At 67.5% G+C, this 16,568-nt stretch carries 13 protein-coding genes; 10 read left to right on the top strand and 3 right to left on the bottom strand.

Annotated elements, in window-relative coordinates:
* Positions 1-217 precede the first annotated feature (217 nt).
* Together LXM88_RS04340 and LXM88_RS04335 are read right to left on the bottom strand one after the other, a co-directional pair.
* Positions 218-1,630, bottom strand: a complete 1,413-nt coding sequence (locus LXM88_RS04340) for a 3-deoxy-D-arabino-heptulosonate 7-phosphate synthase (RefSeq protein WP_262530770.1) — start codon at positions 1,628-1,630, stop codon at positions 218-220.
* 233 nt (positions 1,631-1,863) lie between these two features.
* Positions 1,864-2,625 carry a 2-keto-4-pentenoate hydratase gene (locus tag LXM88_RS04335; RefSeq protein ID WP_262530768.1) on the bottom strand — a complete coding sequence of 254 codons (762 nt, stop codon included), beginning with the start codon at positions 2,623-2,625 and terminating at the stop codon, positions 1,864-1,866.
* Positions 2,626-2,909: 284 nt separating this feature from the next.
* Here LXM88_RS04335 and LXM88_RS04330 point away from each other — a divergent pair, with 284 nt between their 5' ends.
* Both LXM88_RS04330 and LXM88_RS04325 read left to right on the top strand, forming a co-directional pair.
* Entirely contained in the window at positions 2,910-3,386 is a 477-nt protein-coding gene (locus tag LXM88_RS04330) for a universal stress protein (protein ID WP_262530767.1), read from the top strand.
* A 15-nt stretch (positions 3,387-3,401) separates the two neighbouring features.
* Positions 3,402-3,593 carry a DUF2964 domain-containing protein gene (locus tag LXM88_RS04325; protein ID WP_262530765.1) on the top strand — a complete coding sequence of 64 codons (192 nt, stop codon included), beginning with the start codon at positions 3,402-3,404 and terminating at the stop codon, positions 3,591-3,593.
* Positions 3,594-3,719: 126 nt separating this feature from the next.
* Here LXM88_RS04325 and LXM88_RS04320 read toward each other — a convergent pair whose 3' ends face one another.
* Positions 3,720-4,913 carry a tetratricopeptide repeat protein gene (locus LXM88_RS04320; protein WP_262530763.1) on the bottom strand — a complete coding sequence of 398 codons (1,194 nt, stop codon included), beginning with the start codon at positions 4,911-4,913 and terminating at the stop codon, positions 3,720-3,722.
* A 414-nt stretch (positions 4,914-5,327) separates the two neighbouring features.
* On the opposite strand from LXM88_RS04320, the gene LXM88_RS04315 reads away from it, so the two are divergent.
* The 8 genes from LXM88_RS04315 to LXM88_RS04280 all read left to right on the top strand — a co-directional run bounded on the left by LXM88_RS04315 (position 5,328) and on the right by LXM88_RS04280 (position 16,512).
* On the top strand, positions 5,328-9,092 hold the full coding sequence (locus LXM88_RS04315; protein ID WP_262530760.1) for a nitrate reductase subunit alpha: 3,765 nt from the start codon (positions 5,328-5,330) through the stop codon (positions 9,090-9,092).
* A complete protein-coding gene (gene narH, locus LXM88_RS04310; protein ID WP_262530758.1) occupies positions 9,089-10,618 on the top strand; it encodes a nitrate reductase subunit beta in 1,530 nt (509 codons plus the stop codon). The genes LXM88_RS04315 and narH overlap by 4 nt, the downstream gene beginning before the upstream one ends.
* Positions 10,615-11,310, top strand: coding sequence for a nitrate reductase molybdenum cofactor assembly chaperone (gene narJ / locus LXM88_RS04305; RefSeq protein WP_262530756.1), 696 nt, complete (start codon positions 10,615-10,617; stop codon positions 11,308-11,310). Before narH ends, narJ begins: the two co-directional genes overlap by 4 nt.
* Before the next feature lie 24 nt (positions 11,311-11,334).
* Positions 11,335-12,018, top strand: a complete 684-nt coding sequence (gene narI, locus LXM88_RS04300; protein ID WP_262530755.1) for a respiratory nitrate reductase subunit gamma — start codon at positions 11,335-11,337, stop codon at positions 12,016-12,018.
* A gap of 9 nt (positions 12,019-12,027) precedes the next feature.
* Positions 12,028-12,822, top strand: a complete 795-nt coding sequence (locus tag LXM88_RS04295; protein WP_262530753.1) for a peptidylprolyl isomerase — start codon at positions 12,028-12,030, stop codon at positions 12,820-12,822.
* A gap of 13 nt (positions 12,823-12,835) precedes the next feature.
* Complete coding sequence (locus LXM88_RS04290) at positions 12,836-14,101, top strand: MFS transporter (protein WP_262530751.1); 1,266 nt, start codon at positions 12,836-12,838, stop codon at positions 14,099-14,101.
* A gap of 122 nt (positions 14,102-14,223) precedes the next feature.
* Positions 14,224-15,945 carry a phage integrase family protein gene (locus tag LXM88_RS04285; RefSeq protein WP_262530748.1) on the top strand — a complete coding sequence of 574 codons (1,722 nt, stop codon included), beginning with the start codon at positions 14,224-14,226 and terminating at the stop codon, positions 15,943-15,945.
* A 243-nt stretch (positions 15,946-16,188) separates the two neighbouring features.
* On the top strand, positions 16,189-16,512 hold the full coding sequence (locus tag LXM88_RS04280) for a TfoX/Sxy family protein (protein ID WP_262530746.1): 324 nt from the start codon (positions 16,189-16,191) through the stop codon (positions 16,510-16,512).
* Positions 16,513-16,568: the final 56 nt, after the last annotated feature.

The raw sequence follows: 16,568 nt of genomic DNA, 5'->3' as shown, positions 1-16,568 counted from the left end.
TCTCTCAGGGGGCGTCGTGCCCCGGCGCGTATCGTACCGCACGGGCCGCTTCGGAAACAGGCGCGCGCGGGTCGGTAAATTGCGCCGATTTCCGCGCGATGCGGCCGCGGATCGATGGGCCGATGGCGGTCGGTTGGCGCAGTGGACGCTGCCGTGCGGCGCGCTCACCAACCGGGCGGGCGGCGCGTTGCCGTTGTGCGGCGGCCCGGCTCGCGCATCACGCACAGACGCTGCTGGCGACGTCACCTTCATCTGCGTCGCTGATCGCCGCCCGGAGATCGTCGATCGAGACCATCAGTTCGCGGACCTGCCGCAACGACGGGTATTGATGCAGCACGGCATGCCATTGCGGCAGCGTCAGCAGCGCGTGCCAGATGACACCGAGGCCGCCCGGATCGGTGTCCGGTTGTTGCGCAAGCGCGCTTGCGTATTCGAGGCTCGCCTGCGCCGACAGCAACTGCATCCGGCTCGCCGCGCCCAACAGGCGCGGCGTCGCGTCCGCGGACGCATCGCAGCAATAGAGCACTTCCCGTTGCAGCGCTGCGTCGTCGGTGGTCAGCGAACGGAGCGACGCGCCGTGCACGCGCACCGTGCCCTGGTGCGTCTCGAACGAATAGATCGTGTCCGCGTCGGCCTGTGCGAGCAGATTCAGGCCGCGCAGCAGCCGCGGCAAATCGGTTGTCGCCGCATCGGCCGATGCCTTCGCTTCGACGAGGAAGCGAACGTTCCATGCAGGCGCCGCTTCATCGCCGCGCGTGCGTTCGAGCAGGATCGCATCCCATTCGGTTTTCGCGCGGTCGTGCCGGCCCGGTATCGATGACGGCACGCGCATCGATGTGACCACCCGGTACGTGCGCTGGTCGTCCAAGGCGTCGAGCCTGCCGGCCAACGTGTCGAGCACCTGTGCGGCCAGCGCTTCGACGGCCGCGCCGCGCTGCTGCGACGCGGCGCCTTGCGCAACCGCGATCGTGCTGCCTTCGAGCGGGCCCTGGCGCACCCACAGCGCGCGGTAGCGACGAACGTGCTCGTCCGACGCCAGCGCATCGAGACGCAGCATGCGTTCGAGCGCTGCGCCATCCTTCAGCTTGACGATGTCCTGCGCGAAAGCGGCGTCGGTCGCCATGTCGGGCAGTGCGAGCAGGTGCTGCAGCGTGGCATCGAGATCGGCCCACGACGCGGACGTCGCGGCCGCATGCAGCCGCGCGAGCCCGTCGCGTTGCCACGCCTGGGCGCTGCGCTCGAGTTTGGCCGGGTGCGCGATCGCGTTGACGGCCGAGTGCAGTGCGCGCCGGTCCCGCTCGGCGTGCGCGTGCAACGACGCGTATTCGCGCACGCTCGGCGCATCGTGCCGCAGCACCGCGGCCTGAAAGGCGGGGTCGCCGGATTGCCTGTCCATCGCGTCGCGGATCATCCGTGCGAGCGCATCGATGAAGCGCTGCTGCAGTTCGATGCCGGGCGATTGTCCGTCGCTTCGCATCCGGCGCGCTTCCTCGATCACGATTGCAAGGGTGGCGGCCGGGTTCGCGGCTTCAACCGGCGAAGATGCGCTGTCGAGCGGCGGCAGCCGGTAACGGCGAGCGACGGTGCGCAGGACTTCGTCGAGCAGGGCGGGAAGCGGTGTCAGCGACATGGCAGGTATCGGAGTGAACGCGGTTCGCAGGCCCGGTGTTCGGGCCGGGGCGCGCGATGTTGTGCAACGTTAGCACGCCGACGTCTTGCTCGTTCGCTGCCCGGTAGCTGGCGGCGCCCTTGATCGGGCCTGTCGTTTCAGCCAATGAAGCCACTTCGCTTCCGTTGTCGCGGCTTGTCCTGCACGTCACGTCGTCCAAGGAAATCAGGCCGGGCAGCAATGCGCCTGACACATCACGCCGTCAACGTCACCGACAAACTGCCGAGCTCGCCGAAGCGGACCGTCAACGCATCGCCGAGCGGCACGTCGATCGCGCCCGCGTACGAACCGGTCGTCACGATCTGGCCGGCACGTACCGCATCGCCGCGCGATGCGAGGAAATTGACGAGCCACACGAGCGGCTTCAGCGGATCGCCGTCCGGATGGCGGCCGTCGATCGCGCGGTTCAGCGCGCCTTCGAACGACAGCGCCAGCGTCGCGAGCGGCACGTTCAACCCGTCGTGCACGACAGGGCCGACGCACAGCCCCTGGTTGAATTGCCCGTCGGCCAGCAGCTCGAATTTCGACGCGCGCGTCGGCTCCGCATAACGACAGCCGAGCACTTCGAGCACGATGCGCACTTCGCGGATCGCGTCGCGCACGTCGTTCTCGTCGTACGGCTGCGCGCGCGCGGGCAGGTCGCGATCGAGCACGAACGCGATTTCAGGTTCGATCCGCACGATCGGCCCGCCGACGACACGGTATGGCGCATCGGCTTCGCGGATCGTCGACGCGAAGATCGGCGCGAGGATCACGCGGTCGGGCGGCGGCAGCGCGCATTTCCATCCGCCGACGGGTTCGCCGAGCAGGTCGGCGACGCGCTGCTGGATCGCCAGCGCGGTGTCGACGTCGTGGGGGCGCAGCGCATCGGGCAGCAGCGGGCCGGGCGAGCCGGCATGGCGGGCGGCGACGAGATGCTGGGCGGCGCCGTCCACGCGTTCGGTAGTCGTTGTCATGTCGGTTGAGCGAGTTGAAAGTGAGCCGGCAAAAAAGGGCCGGACGAGGGTCGCACATTCGATGATAGCGCCTTCGGCGCGGTCGCTGTGCGGCAGCGGTCGCCGAGCACGCGTGCAGCACCGGCAGCCGGCACGACGTGCGGACACGGGCGGCGCGTCGCTTTGCCACATGGCCGGGTTCCCACGACGCTTGATTGCCGTCAACAACAGAACGGGTCGTCGGCCGATGATGGTGACATGGCCGCGCGATAGGGCGCGCGGCAGTTCACCCCAGCGAGGTTCGCATGTACGAGAAGATCATGGTGGCCGTCGACGGCAGCGCTTCGTCGAAACAGGCGCTTGCCGAGGCAGTGAAGGTGGCGTTGGCGGGCGACACGCACGTCAGCGTCGTGTATGTGGTCGACAAGTCGGTGCTGTTCACTTACGCGGGCCGTTTCGACCCGCATGCGCTCGTCGAGGAAATCCGCGAAGACGGCTGCAAGGTGCTGCGCGAAGCCGAACAGATCATCGCGTTGGCCGGCGCGAAGGGCGAAGCCGAACTCATCGAGACCGCGAGCATCGGCGAGGACATCGCGGAACGCCTGCAGCGCTATGTGAAGGAGCGCGGCATCGATCTCGCGGTGGTCGGCACGCACGGGCGGCGCGGCATCCGGCGCATGCTGCTCGGCAGCGTTGCCGAGCGCTTCGTGCGCGGCTCGACATGCCCGGTGCTGCTGATTCGCGGCGACGATGCCGATGTGCCGGCTGCTGCCGCGGCATAACGCGGCGGGCGCGCGATGATACGCCGCCAGTACCGGATCGTCGTCGCGGCGATCGCCGTGTTCGTCTCGCTCGCGGGGATGATGGCCGTCGTGACGGGGCTGTTGTTCGATGCAGGGATGGCGCTGCGCGGCGGCGCGATCGCGTTGGTTGCCGGCGTGGCCGGCTTCGTCGTGATGCTCAATCCGGGCGCGAAAGGCGAGGCGTGACGCGGGCGCGGTTGGCCGGCCTCTTCCGGTCGACGGTGCCGGACAAGTCCGGCAACCGTTTCAGGAACGACCGGCGATAGCCGCCACGGCGCCGGCCTCGTTGGTTCGCGCCGCCATGCTGCGGCGTTACTCGGTCGATACCCTTGCGGCACCCGGCGCCTGCGCGCCGTCCTGCCCGACCTGTATTCCCAGCCGCTTCAACGTTTCATTCAGCTCGGCGAGCTTCGGCTGAATCTTCCGCGCCTGCACAAACGCATCGCGCGCTTCATCCTTCCGGCCCTGTTTCCACAGCACTTCGCCCTTGTGCGTCAGGCCCGTCGCATGCGCTTCGCGCGCAGTGCTCTCGTCGTCGCCGTCCTTCGCGAAGATCGCGATCGACCGGTCGAACCACGTCAGTGCTTCGTCGTTGCGGCCGAGGCGGTATAGCGCCCAGCCCTTGCTGTCGAGTGCGTACGCATCGTCAGGCGACTTCGCGAGATGCGCGTCGATCATCGCGAGCCCGCGCTCGACTTCCACGCCCGCATCGGCGAGCCGATAGCCGATGTCGTTCAGGTGATCGTCGGGGATATCGCCGAGATCGAGCACGGCCGCGATCCGGTTCGCGTCGTGTGCGGCGATCGCGAGCGACAGCAGCTTGGAGACGATCTGCGCCCGCAGTTCCGTGCTGATCCGGTTGCCGTTGGCGACCAGACTGCCGAGATATTGCGTGTACAGGTCCGGTGCGCCGGGATCGTTCGCGCCGTTCGCGATGGCCGCGCCCGGGCCCGCGCACCAGTCGGTGTCGTCGGGCGCGACCAGCACCCCGGTGTAGAGGCTGACGTTCCGCGGCGTGCGCGATTGCGCGTAGTAGGTGTAGCCGCCGGCATCCGAGTAGCCGCACGCCAGATACTCGTCCTGGACATCCAGCACATACGGAACGCCGCCGAACGGCGCGTTGCCGGACGAATCGACCAGCCGGAACGATTCGCCCATGTCGCCTTCGCCGACGATCGCGTTGAACACCCACTGCTTCTGCGGATGCAACTTCGGCAGCCGGATCCTGACGGTGCGCCCGGCAGCATCGGTCGTGCCGAAGATCACGCTGTCGTGCTCGCTCGGCTTGCCGGGCAGGCCCGTGATGACCTGGCCGGGCAGGAACAGCCGGTACCGCGCATTCGGCAGCGGCTGGTGCGTGACGGGGTCGCGCAGCACGAACTGGTGAACGTAAGCGCCTTTCCCGAACGACGCCGTCGGCGCGATGTAGGTGCGCGCGTGGGCGGCGGGCAGCGCGGTGCAGCTCAAGGCCGCGGTAATGAGCACGGCGAGAAGGCGGGATGTCATGAATTTGCGGTTCTTGTAAGGGTTTTATTGACCGACGGCCGGAACTGCACTGAACAACCTGCGCAACCTTCGATAAACAACGGGCTGCGGCCTGCCGGATCGTCCAGCGCAATTCAATGCGGATCCCGCCCGCCGCGACGTGATACGCGGAAGAGGCGAACGGGGGATGCGCGAATGCAGTGCGCAGCATAACAGGCGCACGCCTCGTACTTGATCCCCACTTATTTTCGTTGTTGCGGCCGGGTGAACGATATCGTGATTTGTATCAAGTCATGATGTGTCGATCCGCACGACAATCGTTTCGAGCACGGTGAAAAAGGGTGCGGCGACCGAAATCCGGTCGTCCTCTACAACCGGTATTTCACCGCCTTAAATGATCAGGGTCTGCCAAAAGACCGGAAAAACGAGATCCCCATGAGCCATTTCCTGGACAGATTGCGTTATTTCTCCACCACGCGGCCACGCTTTTCCGACGGACACGGCGCCGTCACGGACGAAGACCGCAAATGGGAAGACGGCTACCGGATGCGCTGGCAGCACGACAAGATCGTCCGCTCGACCCATGGCGTGAACTGCACGGGCTCGTGCTCGTGGAAGGTCTACGTGAAAGGCGGGATCGTCACGTGGGAAACCCAGCAGACCGACTATCCGCGCACGCGCCCCGACATGCCGAACCACGAGCCGCGCGGCTGCTCGCGCGGTGCTTCGTACTCCTGGTATCTGTATAGCGCGAACCGGCTCAAGCATCCGCTCGTGCGCAGCGCGCTCGTGAAGCTGTGGCGCGAGCGCCGCCGCACGCTCGGCCCCGTCGAAGCGTGGCGCTCGATCGTCGACGACGACGCGGCGCGCCGTTCGTACCAGAGCCGCCGCGGGCTCGGCGGCTTCGTGCGTGCGAGCTGGGACGAGGTCAACGAGATCGTCGCGGCGGCCAACGTGCACACGGTGGAACGGCATGGCCCCGATCGCGTGGTCGGCTTCTCGCCGATTCCGGCGATGTCGATGGTGTCGTACGCGGCCGGCTCGCGCTACCTGTCGCTGATCGGCGGCGTGTGCCTGAGCTTCTACGACTGGTATTGCGACCTGCCGCCCGCGTCGCCGCAGACGTGGGGCGAGCAGACCGACGTGCCGGAATCGGCCGACTGGTACAACTCCACGTTCATCATGATGTGGGGCTCCAATGTCCCGCAGACGCGCACGCCGGACGCACACTTCCTCGTCGAGGCGCGCTATCGCGGCACCAAGGTGGTGTCGGTGTTCCCCGACTACTCGGAAGGCGCGAAGTTCGGCGACCTGTGGCTGCATCCGAAGCAGGGCACCGACGCGGCGCTCGCGCTCGCGATGGGGCACGTGATCCTCAAGGAATTCCATCTTGCGGGCAAGAGTGATTACTTTGCCGACTACTGCAAGCGCTATACCGACATGCCGTGCCTCGTGCGGCTCGTGCCGCACGGCGACGGCTACGTGCCCGAGCGCCTCGTGCGCGCGTCCGATTTCGACGACGCGCTCGACGAGGCCGCGCATCCGGACTGGAAGACCGTGATGATCGACGACGCGAACGGCGAGTTCGTCGTGCCGGTCGGTTCGGTGGGCTTTCGCTGGGGGCAGCAGAACGACGCCGACAAGGGCAAGTGGAACCTGCGCGGCGAGACGTCGAAGGGCGCGGCGCTGTCGCCGCGGCTGTCGTGCACGGCCGCGCACGACGACGTGGTCGACGTGCTGTTCCCGTACTTCGGCAACCAGCCGCACGCGCACTTCAATTCGACGCAACATGCTTCCGAGCTGTCGCGCCGGATCGGCGTGCGGCGCATCGCGACGCGTAACGGCGACATGCTGGTCGCGACCGTCTACGACCTGTTCGTCGCGAACTACGGGCTCGACCAGGGCCTCGGCGGCCGCGACGTGGCCGCGAGCTACGACGACGATCTGCCCTACACGCCGGCGTGGCAGGAGGCGATCACCGGCGTGAAGCGCGCGGACGTGATCTCGGTTGCGCGGCAGTTTGCGGAGAACGCGCACAAGACGCAGGGCAAGTCGATGGTGATCATCGGCGCGGGGATCAATCACTGGTTCCACATGGACATGTCGTACCGCGCGATCATCAACATGCTGATCATGTGCGGCTGCATCGGCAAGCCGGGCGGCGGCTGGTCGCACTACGTGGGCCAGGAGAAGCTGCGGCCGCAGACGGGCTGGACCACGCTCGCGTTCGCGCTCGACTGGAACCGCCCGCCGCGCCAGATGAACGCGACGTCGTTCTTCTACGCGCACACCGACCAGTGGCGCTACGACCCGATGGACCCGGCCACGCTGCTGTCGCCGCTCGCGGACAAGTCGCAGTTCCACGGCGCGCCGATCGACTACAACGTGCGCGCGGAACGGATGGGCTGGCTGCCGTCCGCGCCGCAACTCGCGGTGAATCCGCTGAAGGTCGGCGCGGGTCTTGCCGATCCCGCGCACGCCGGCGCCGATATCGCTCGGCAATTGAAGTCGGGCGCGCTGACGATGGCGAGCGAGGATCCCGACGCGCCCGGCAACTTCCCGCGCAACCTGTTCGTGTGGCGCTCGAACCTGCTCGGCTCGTCGGGCAAGGGGCACGAGTATTTCCTGAAACACCTGCTCGGCACGACCAACGGCGTGCAGGGCGAGGATCTCGGCGCGACGGGCGGCACGTGCCCCGAGGAAGTGACGTGGCATGACGAAGCGCCGCGCGGCAAGCTCGACCTGCTGGTGACGCTCGACTTCCGGATGTCGACGACCTGCATGTACTCGGACGTCGTGCTGCCGACCGCGACGTGGTATGAGAAGGACGACATGAACACGTCCGACATGCACCCGTTCATCCATCCGCTGTCGGCGGCGGTCGATCCCGCGTGGGAATCGAAGAGCGACTGGGAGATCTTCAAGGGGATCGCGAAGCGCTTCTCCGAGCTGTGCGACGGGCATCTCGGCGTCGAGCGCGACGTCGTGCTCGCGCCGATCGCGCACGACACGCCGGGCGAACTCGCGCAGCCGTTCGACGTGCAGGACTGGAAGCGCGGCGAATGCGAGCCGGTGCCGGGCCGCACGATGCCGACCGTGACCGTCGTCGAGCGCGACTATCCGAATACGTATGCGCGTTTCACGTCGCTCGGGCCGCTGATGGACAAGCTCGGCAACGGCGGCAAGGGCATCGGCTGGGACACGAAGGACGAGGTGAAGCTGCTCGGCGAGCTCAACTACAAGGTGGCCGACGGCGCCGCGCAAGGGCGTCCGCGCATCGACACGGCGCTCGACGCGGCCGAGGTGATCCTCGCGCTTGCGCCCGAGACCAACGGCGAAGTGGCGGTGAAGGCGTGGCGTGCGCTGTCCGGCATCACCGGCATCGACCATACGCACCTCGCTGCCGCGCGCGCAGACGAGAAGATCCGTTTCCGCGACATCCAGGCGCAGCCGCGCAAGATCATCTCGTCGCCGACGTGGAGCGGGATCGAATCCGAGCATGTGTCGTACAACGCCGGCTACGTGAACGTGCACGAACTGGTGCCGTGGCGCACGATGACCGGCCGCCAGCAGCTGTACCAGGATCACGCGTGGATGCGCGCGTTCGGCGAATCGCTGTGCGCGTACAAGCCGCCGGTCGATACGGGCAGCTACGAGCACATGGTCGGCAAGCGCTCGAACGGCAACCCCGAACGCGTGCTGAACTTCCTGACGCCGCACCAGAAGTGGGGGATCCACAGCACGTACACGGACAACCTGCTGATGCTTACGCTGTCGCGCGGCGGCCCGATCGTGTGGATGTCGGAGGACGACGCGAAGGCGATCGGGGCGGTCGATAACGACTGGATCGAGTGCTACAACTCGAACGGCGCGTTGTGCGCGCGGGCCGTCGTCAGCCAGCGGATTCCGTCCGGGATGGTGATGATGTACCACGCGCAGGAGAAGATCGTGAACACGCCGGGCTCCGAGATCACCGGCACGCGCGGCGGGATCCACAACTCGGTCACGCGCATCGCGCTGAAGCCGACGCACATGATCGGCGGCTACGCGCAGCTTGCGTACGGTTTCAACTACTACGGCACGGTCGGCTCGAATCGCGACGAGTTCCTGATCGTGCGCAGGATGAGCAAGATCGACTGGCTCGATGGTGAAGAAGCCGCAACTGTCATGCAGGGTGCTCGGGAAGGAGAAACGTCATGAAGGTACGTGCACAGATCGCGATGGTGCTGAACCTCGACAAGTGCATCGGGTGCCATACCTGCTCGGTGACCTGCAAGAACGTGTGGACGAGCCGCGAAGGGATGGAATACGCGTGGTTCAACAACGTCGAGACGAAGCCGGGCATCGGCTACCCGAAGGACTGGGAGAACCAGGACCGCTGGCGCGGCGGCTGGCAGCGGCGCGCGGACGGCAGGATCGAGCCGCGCCTCGGCGGCAAGTGGCGACTGCTCGCGCAGATCTTCGCGAACCCGCACCTGCCCGAGATCGACGACTACTACGAGCCGTTCACGTTCGACTACGCGCATCTGCAGGAAGCCGTCAATACGCGTGCGATGCCGGTTGCGCGACCGCGCTCGGTCATCAGCGGCCAGCGGCTCGAGAAGATCGAGCGGGGGCCGAACTGGGAGGAAATCCTCGGCGGCGAATTCGAGAAGCGCGCGAAGGACGCCAACTTCGAATCGGTGCAGAAGGACATCTACGGGCAGTTCGAGAACACCTTCATGATGTACCTGCCGCGCCTGTGCGAGCACTGCCTGAACCCGGCGTGCGTCGCTTCGTGCCCGTCGGGCTCGATCTACAAGCGCGAGGAAGACGGTATCGTGCTGATCGACCAGGACAAGTGCCGCGGCTGGCGCATGTGCGTGTCGGGGTGCCCGTACAAGAAGATCTACTACAACTGGCAAAGCGGCAAGGCCGAGAAGTGCATCTTCTGTTATCCGCGCATCGAGGCCGGTCAGCCGACCGTGTGTTCGGAAACCTGCGTGGGTCGCATTCGTTATCTCGGCGTGCTGCTGTACGACGCCGACCGGATCGGTGAAGCGGCCAGTGCGGAGAACGAGAAGGACCTGTACGAAGCGCAACTGTCGCTGTTTCTCGATCCGGAAGATCCGGCCGTGATCGCGCAGGCCGAGCGCGACGGCGTGCCGGCCGCGTGGATCGACGCCGCGCGGCGTTCGCCGACCTACAAGATGGCGATCGACTGGAAGATTGCGTTCCCGCTGCATCCGGAATACCGGACGCTGCCGATGGTGTGGTACGTGCCGCCGCTGTCGCCGATCAACGCGGCCGCGAACAGCGGTGCGCTCGGGATGAACGGCTACCTGCCGGACGTCGATTCGCTGCGCATTCCGCTGCGTTATCTCGCGAACCTGCTGACGGCCGGCGACGAGGCGCCCGTGAAGCTCGCGCTCGAACGGCTGCTTGCGATGCGCGCGTTCATGCGCGCGCGTCACGTGGACGGCATCGACGCACGCGGCGTGCTCGACCAGGTCGGGCTGTCGCTGGCGCAGGTCGAGGACATGTATCGCTACCTTGCGATCGCGAACTACGAGGATCGCTTCGTGATCCCGACGACGCACCGCGAGTATGCGGAGAACGCGTACGACCTGCGTGCATCGTGCGGCTTCTCGTTCGGCAACGGCTGCTCGGACGGCCGTTCCGAAGCGAGCCTGTTCAGCACGAAGAAGGGCACGAAGACGATTCCGATCCACGAGGCCTCGCGATGAGCACCGCACCCGATCCAACCTATGCGGCGCTCGCGGCGCTGCTCGACTATCCCGACGATACGCTCGTTGACGCGCTCGACTCGATCGAAGCGCATTTGTTCGACCGCGCGCGCTTGCCGAAAACGGTGCGCGCGGGACTCGACCGGTTCTTTGGCTACGTGCGCGAGCGCGACTTGCTCACGTTGCAGGAGAACTATGTCGGGCTGTTCGACCGTGGCCGCGCGACCTCGCTGTACCTGTTCGAGCACGTGCACGGCGAATCGCGCGACCGCGGGCAGGCGATGGTCGACCTGCTGCAGATGTACGAGCGGCACGGGCTGTTCCTGAACCCGGGCGAGTTGCCCGACTACCTGCCCGTGTTCCTCGAATACCTGTCGCGGCTGCCGGCGCCCGACGCGCGCAAGCTGCTCGCCGAGACCGGCGAGATCCTGCGCGCGCTGGCCGGACAGCTCGCGCAGCGCGGCAGCCATTACGGTTTCGTCGTCGGCGCGTTGCTGCCGATGGCCGGACTCGCGCCGGCCGGCACGCCGGATGCCGCGGACGATGACGTAGCGGCCGAGCGGCCGAGTGCCGACGATTACCGCGCGCTCGATGCATCGTATGCGGACGAGGCCGTGCGCTTCGTCGGCGCTGCAACGCCGGCGGAGCAGACGGTGCGGTTCCACGACAAGCGGCCGGCCCGCGGCGCGTAAGCGCGGGCCCAACTGGGGAAACTCATGAACGGTTATCTACATCAGTTCCTGTTCGGGATCTACCCGTACATCTGTCTCGCCGTGCTGCTGGTGGGCAGCCTGATCCGCTTCGACCGCGAGCAGTACACGTGGAAAAGCGATTCGTCGCAGTTGTTGCGGCACGGCATGCTGCGGCTCGGCAGCAACCTGTTCCACTGGGGCGTGCTCGTCGTCGTGCTCGGGCACTTCGGCGGCTTCCTCGCGCCGCACTGGCTCGTGTCGCCGTTCCTGTCGGCGTCGGGGCACCAGTTCGTCGCGATGGTCGCGGGGGGAGCGGCCGGCGTCGCGGCAATCATCGGATTGACGATCCTGATCTGGCGGCGCCTCGGCGATCCGCGCATCCGCCGCAACAGCCGCAAGTCGGACATCCTGATCGTGCTGATGCTGTGGGTGCAGCTCGCGCTCGGGCTCGGCACTGTCGTGCTGTCGACGCGCCACATGGATGGCGCGATGTTCGAGCAGCTCACCGATTACGTGAAGGGCGTCGTCACGTTCCGTCCGGACATCGCGAGCCTGCTCGTCGGCGTGCCGTTGACGTACCGGCTGCATATCCTGCTCGGCTTCACGATTTTCCTCGTGTCGCCGTTCACGCGGATGGTGCATATCTGGAGCGGGATTGCGTCGGTCGCGTACCTGATCCGGCCGTACCAGCTCGTGCGCAAGCGCTGAGGAGGTTGCATGAACGACGTTCTCTCCGACGCGCCGGTCGCGTTGCGCGTCAACGGCGTCGCGATCGACGATGACGCAATCGCGGCCGAGGCCGCGCATCACGGCGATGCGCCCGATCCGCTCGATGCGGCGCGACACGCGCTCGCCGTGCGCGAGCTGCTGAGGCAGCGCGCGGTATCGCTCGAGCTGCTCGACGAAGGTGCGCCGCTCGACGACGCGGCTGTCGACGCGTTGCTCGAATGCGAGCTGACCCACGTGCCCGAACCCGACCGCGCGGATTGCGAGCGTTACTACGCGCAGCATCCGGCGCGCTTTCGCCGCAACGACATCGTCTATGCGAGCCATGTGCTGTTCGCTGTGACGGACCGTGTACCGCTCACGCCGCTGCGGCAGCGCGCGGAAAGCGCGTTGGCCGACGTGGTTGCCGCGCCCGATACGTTCGAAGCGGTCGCGCGCGCGTCGTCGAACTGCCCGTCGGCGGAAGTCGGCGGCAGCCTCGGGCAACTGCTGCGCGGCGACACGGTGCCGGAATTCGAATCGGCGCTGTTCGATACCGATGGGCTCGGCGTGCTGCCGAAACTCGTCAACACGCGCTTCGGCTTTCACATCGTGCGTATCGAGCGCCGCGTGCCGGGCGACATGGTGCCGTTCGCCGAAGCCGCCGCGCAGATCGCCGCGTACCTGTCGGAACGCGTGCGGCAGCGGGCGATGCGGCAGTACGTGGCGATTCTTGCGGGCGGTGCGCGCGTCGAAGGCGTCGAAGGCGTCGAATTCGGCGGCGCGAACGGGCCGCTGGTCCAATAACGGGGTTTTTCGTATGGCAACTCAACAAGGTAACGCCGGGTCGGTCGCGAACGTGCCGGCCATCCCGCTGCGCGCGTGGTCGGTGCTGGCCGCGAGCACGCTCGCGTTCATGGTGTGCTTCGTCGTGTGGATGATGTTCGGCGTGCTCGGCGTGCAGCTGCGCACCGATCTCGGGCTGAACAGCACGGAATTCGGGCTGCTCACGTCGACGCCCGTGCTGACCGGCGCGCTGATGCGCTTGCCGCTCGGCACATGGACCGACCGCTTCGGCGGCCGCATCGTGATGACGGTGCTGCTCGTCGTGTGCGCGGTGCCCGTCTATATCGTCAGTTATGCGACGCAGCTCTGGCAGTTCCTGCTGATCGGGCTGTTCCTCGGCTGCGTCGGCGCGTCGTTCGCGGTCGGCACGCCGTATGTCGCGCGCTTTTTCCCGCCGCAGCGGCGCGGGCTCGCGATGGGCGTGTTCGGCGCGGGCACGTCCGGCGCGGCCGTCAACCTGTTCGTCACGCCGCTGTTGCTCGATGCGTACGGCTGGCGCTTCGTGCCGCGCGTGTATGCGCTCGCGCTGCTCGTCACGGCCCTGATCTTCTGGTTCGCGTCGGCGCCCGATCCGGGCGCGGGCAAGCGCGGCGGGTCGTGGCTCGATTCGTTCAAGGTGCTGCGCGACCCGCGCGTGTGGCGGCTCTGCCAGTACTACTCGATCACGTTCGGCGGCTTTACCGCGCTGTCGCTGTGGATCCCGCAGTACCTGAAGAGCGAATACGGGATGTCGCTCGTGATGGCGTCCGCGTTCGCGGCCGGCTTCTCGCTGCCGGGCTCCGTGCTGCGCGCGCTCGGCGGCGCGCTGTCCGACCGCTTCGGCGCGCATGCGGTCACCTGGTGGGGGCTGTGGGTCGCATGGATCGCGCTGTTCCTGCTGTCGTATCCGGCGACCGACTTCGTGATCCACACGATCGACGGCACCGCGACGCTGAACGTGTCGATGCCGGTGGCCGGCTTCGTCGCGGCGACCTTCGTGCTCGGCGCGGTGTTCGCGCTCGGGATGGCGTCGACCTTCAAGTACGTCGCCGACGATTTCGCGGACAACATGGGTGTCGTCACGGGCATCGTCGGGCTCGCGGGCGGGCTCGGCGGCTTCCTGCTGCCGATCCTGTTCGGCGTGCTGCTCGACCTGCTGCGCGTGCGCACGACCTGCTTCATGTTCCTGTACGGGATCGTGTGGGTGTCGCTGATCCTCATCTACCTGTCGGAAGTGCGGCGCACGCCGGTCACGGGCTGACGGCTTCGATCGATGCGCTTGCGCGATGCCGGCACGGTTCGGCATCGCGCATCGCCGTCGTTGTGCCGGAAACGCCGCGCACGACGTTCCCGGCCGCGCGCGCTTCTGTCAAACTGGCGCCCATGAAACCGCGCCTCGCTTCACCGCCTTCCTCCGATTCCGCGCCTGCGCCCGCAGGCTTTCCCGACGCCGACGAACTGGCCGCGCTGCGTGCGTGGTACGCGGGCATGACCGTGCGCCAGGCCGTCGAGCGTTACCTGCCCGATCGTCTCGGCGAGGGGCGGTCGGCGCGCGGCGTGATCGGCGGCATTCGCCGCTGCCTCGTGCGCGTCGCTCGGCAGGCCGGCCGGCCCGATCTCGCGGAACGGCTCGGGCATTCCGACGGTGAGCGTTTACGGGAGGCGAAGGCCGCGACCGAAGCGATCGGCCTGCTGCGTCATGCGCGCGCGCCGATCCCGCAGATCAGCGATGACGTCGGGCTGTGGCTGCCCGCACGCGCGGTTGCTGCGCTGCGTGCGCACGGGATCGCGACGCTCGCCGATCTGACCGTGCGGATTCCGCGCCGGCGCCAGTGGTGGAGTGCGATTCCGGGCCTCGGCATGGCCGGCGCGCGACGCATCGAGGCGTTCTTCGCTGCGCATCCGGACCTGACCGAACGGGCGCGCGCGCTGATCGCCGCGACGCCGCGCGGCAGCATCGTGCCGTGGGAGCAGCTGAAGCTGCCGCACGAGGTCGACGGTTCGGCCGGCACGTTCCGCGCGCCGCGCGCGACCAGCACGCTCGACGCGGACAACGATTACGCGGCCGTGCACGCGTGGTTGTCGCTGCACGAATCGGCCGCAACGCGGCGCGCGTACCGGAAGGAGGCCGAGCGGCTGATTCTGTGGGCGATCGTCGAGCGCGGCCGTGCGCTGTCGTCGCTGACGACCGAGGATGCGGTCGCGTATCGCGCATTCGTGCGCCGCCCGACGCCGCACGAGCGCTGGGTCGGGCCCGTGCGGCCGCGCGGCGCGCCCGACTGGCGGCCGTTCTCGGGCGGGCTGTCCGCACGCTCGGCGGCGTACACGCTGTCGGTGCTCGGCGCGCTGTTCCGCTGGCTGATCGAGCAGCGCTACCTGCTCGCGAATCCGTTCGCGGGCGTCAAGGTGCGCGACACGCGCGGCGCGAACGCACTCGACACGTCGCATGCGTTCACCGAAGGCGAGTGGCTGCTGGTCCGCACGATCGCCGACGGGCTCGAGTTCCGCAAGGACGCGTCGTCCGGCTGGACGCTCGCCGCCGCGCAACGGCTGCGCTTCATCCTCGATTTCGGTTATGCGACCGGACTGCGCGCGAGCGAGCTGGTCGGCGCGACGCTCGGCGACATCGAGACGGACGCGCACGGCGACGCATGGCTGAAGGTGATCGGCAAGGGCCGCAAGGCCGCGCGCGTCGCGCTGCCGCCGCTGGCGCGCACGGCGCTCGATCGTCACCTGGTCGCGCGCCGGTTGCCGGTCACGCCGGTGCGCTGGCGGCCCGATACGCCGCTGATTCCGAGCCTCGCGGAAGACGATGGCGCGGCGATCACCAGCGTGCGGCTGTGGAAGGTGATGCAGCGCTTTTTCGCGCAGACGGCCGATGTCGTCGATGCCGACAACCCGGCGCTTGCGCAGAAGCTGCGGCAGGCGAGCCCGCACTGGATGCGTCATACGCATGCGACGCACGCGCTTGCGCGCGGGGCGGAGTTGACGACCGTGCGCGACAACCTGCGGCATGCTTCGATTTCGACCACGTCGATTTATCTGCATGGCGACGATGTGAAGCGGGCGCGGCAGATGGCGGGTGCGTTTGCGGCCGACAAGTAGAAGACGGAAGGCGCGGGGGCGTCACGTTTGCGCCATCTTTTTGTGTAGCGCGATCGGACGATTCATCGCGCCGTGATGTAACTGTCAGGTGTGTCAGGAGATTGTCGGCCTGGAAGGCCCGCACCCGCGTGCCTGAATGCGCTTTCCGTCGACCCATGGATGACGCACCGCAGCGCATCTGCCGCCAAGGCGGTACGGTTCGGCGCACACGACGGTCATAACCCTTTTCACCAGGAGCAGCGGATGGCATCGAGCCAGGGAACGGTCGATTTCATCGTCGAGCAGATGGCGGCGGCCGGCACGGTATCGGCCCGCAAGATGTTCGGCGAATACGGCATCTATTGCGACGGCAAGATGGTCGCGCTCGTCTGCGACGACCGGCTGTTCGTCAAGCCGACACCCGAAGGCCGCGCGTTTCTCGGCGCCTGCGAAGAAGGCCCGCCGTATCCGAGCGCGAAGCCGCACCTCGTCATCGCCGGCGATCGCTGGGACGACCGCGAATGGCTGTCGGCGCTGATCCGGATCACCGCCGCGCAGTTGCCGGTGCCGGTGAAGCGAAGCCGATAGCGGCCGTGCGCGACGCGCCACGTCGCGTCACGTCGTGCACTGCGCAGGCGTATTCT

Source organism: Burkholderia sp. S-53, assembly GCF_025560745.1.
Classification (GTDB): Bacteria; Pseudomonadota; Gammaproteobacteria; order Burkholderiales; family Burkholderiaceae; genus Burkholderia; species Burkholderia pyrrocinia.
This window is presented reverse-complemented; position numbering and strand designations above follow the sequence as displayed.

Bases quoted from the DNA above. Each gene is read 5' to 3' on its own strand.
- LXM88_RS04340 (WP_262530770.1), bottom strand. From the start codon at position 1,630: ATGTCGCTGACACCGCTTCCCGCCCTGCTCGACGAAGTCCTGCGCACC.
- LXM88_RS04335 (WP_262530768.1), bottom strand. From the start codon at position 2,625: ATGACAACGACTACCGAACGCGTGGACGGCGCCGCCCAGCATCTCGTC.
- LXM88_RS04330 (WP_262530767.1), top strand. From the start codon at position 2,910: ATGTACGAGAAGATCATGGTGGCCGTCGACGGCAGCGCTTCGTCGAAA.
- LXM88_RS04325 (WP_262530765.1), top strand. From the start codon at position 3,402: ATGATACGCCGCCAGTACCGGATCGTCGTCGCGGCGATCGCCGTGTTC.
- LXM88_RS04320 (WP_262530763.1), bottom strand. From the start codon at position 4,913: ATGACATCCCGCCTTCTCGCCGTGCTCATTACCGCGGCCTTGAGCTGC.
- LXM88_RS04315 (WP_262530760.1), top strand. From the start codon at position 5,328: ATGAGCCATTTCCTGGACAGATTGCGTTATTTCTCCACCACGCGGCCA.
- narH (WP_262530758.1), top strand. From the start codon at position 9,089: ATGAAGGTACGTGCACAGATCGCGATGGTGCTGAACCTCGACAAGTGC.
- narJ (WP_262530756.1), top strand. From the start codon at position 10,615: ATGAGCACCGCACCCGATCCAACCTATGCGGCGCTCGCGGCGCTGCTC.
- narI (WP_262530755.1), top strand. From the start codon at position 11,335: ATGAACGGTTATCTACATCAGTTCCTGTTCGGGATCTACCCGTACATC.
- LXM88_RS04295 (WP_262530753.1), top strand. From the start codon at position 12,028: ATGAACGACGTTCTCTCCGACGCGCCGGTCGCGTTGCGCGTCAACGGC.
- LXM88_RS04290 (WP_262530751.1), top strand. From the start codon at position 12,836: ATGGCAACTCAACAAGGTAACGCCGGGTCGGTCGCGAACGTGCCGGCC.
- LXM88_RS04285 (WP_262530748.1), top strand. From the start codon at position 14,224: ATGAAACCGCGCCTCGCTTCACCGCCTTCCTCCGATTCCGCGCCTGCG.
- LXM88_RS04280 (WP_262530746.1), top strand. From the start codon at position 16,189: ATGGCATCGAGCCAGGGAACGGTCGATTTCATCGTCGAGCAGATGGCG.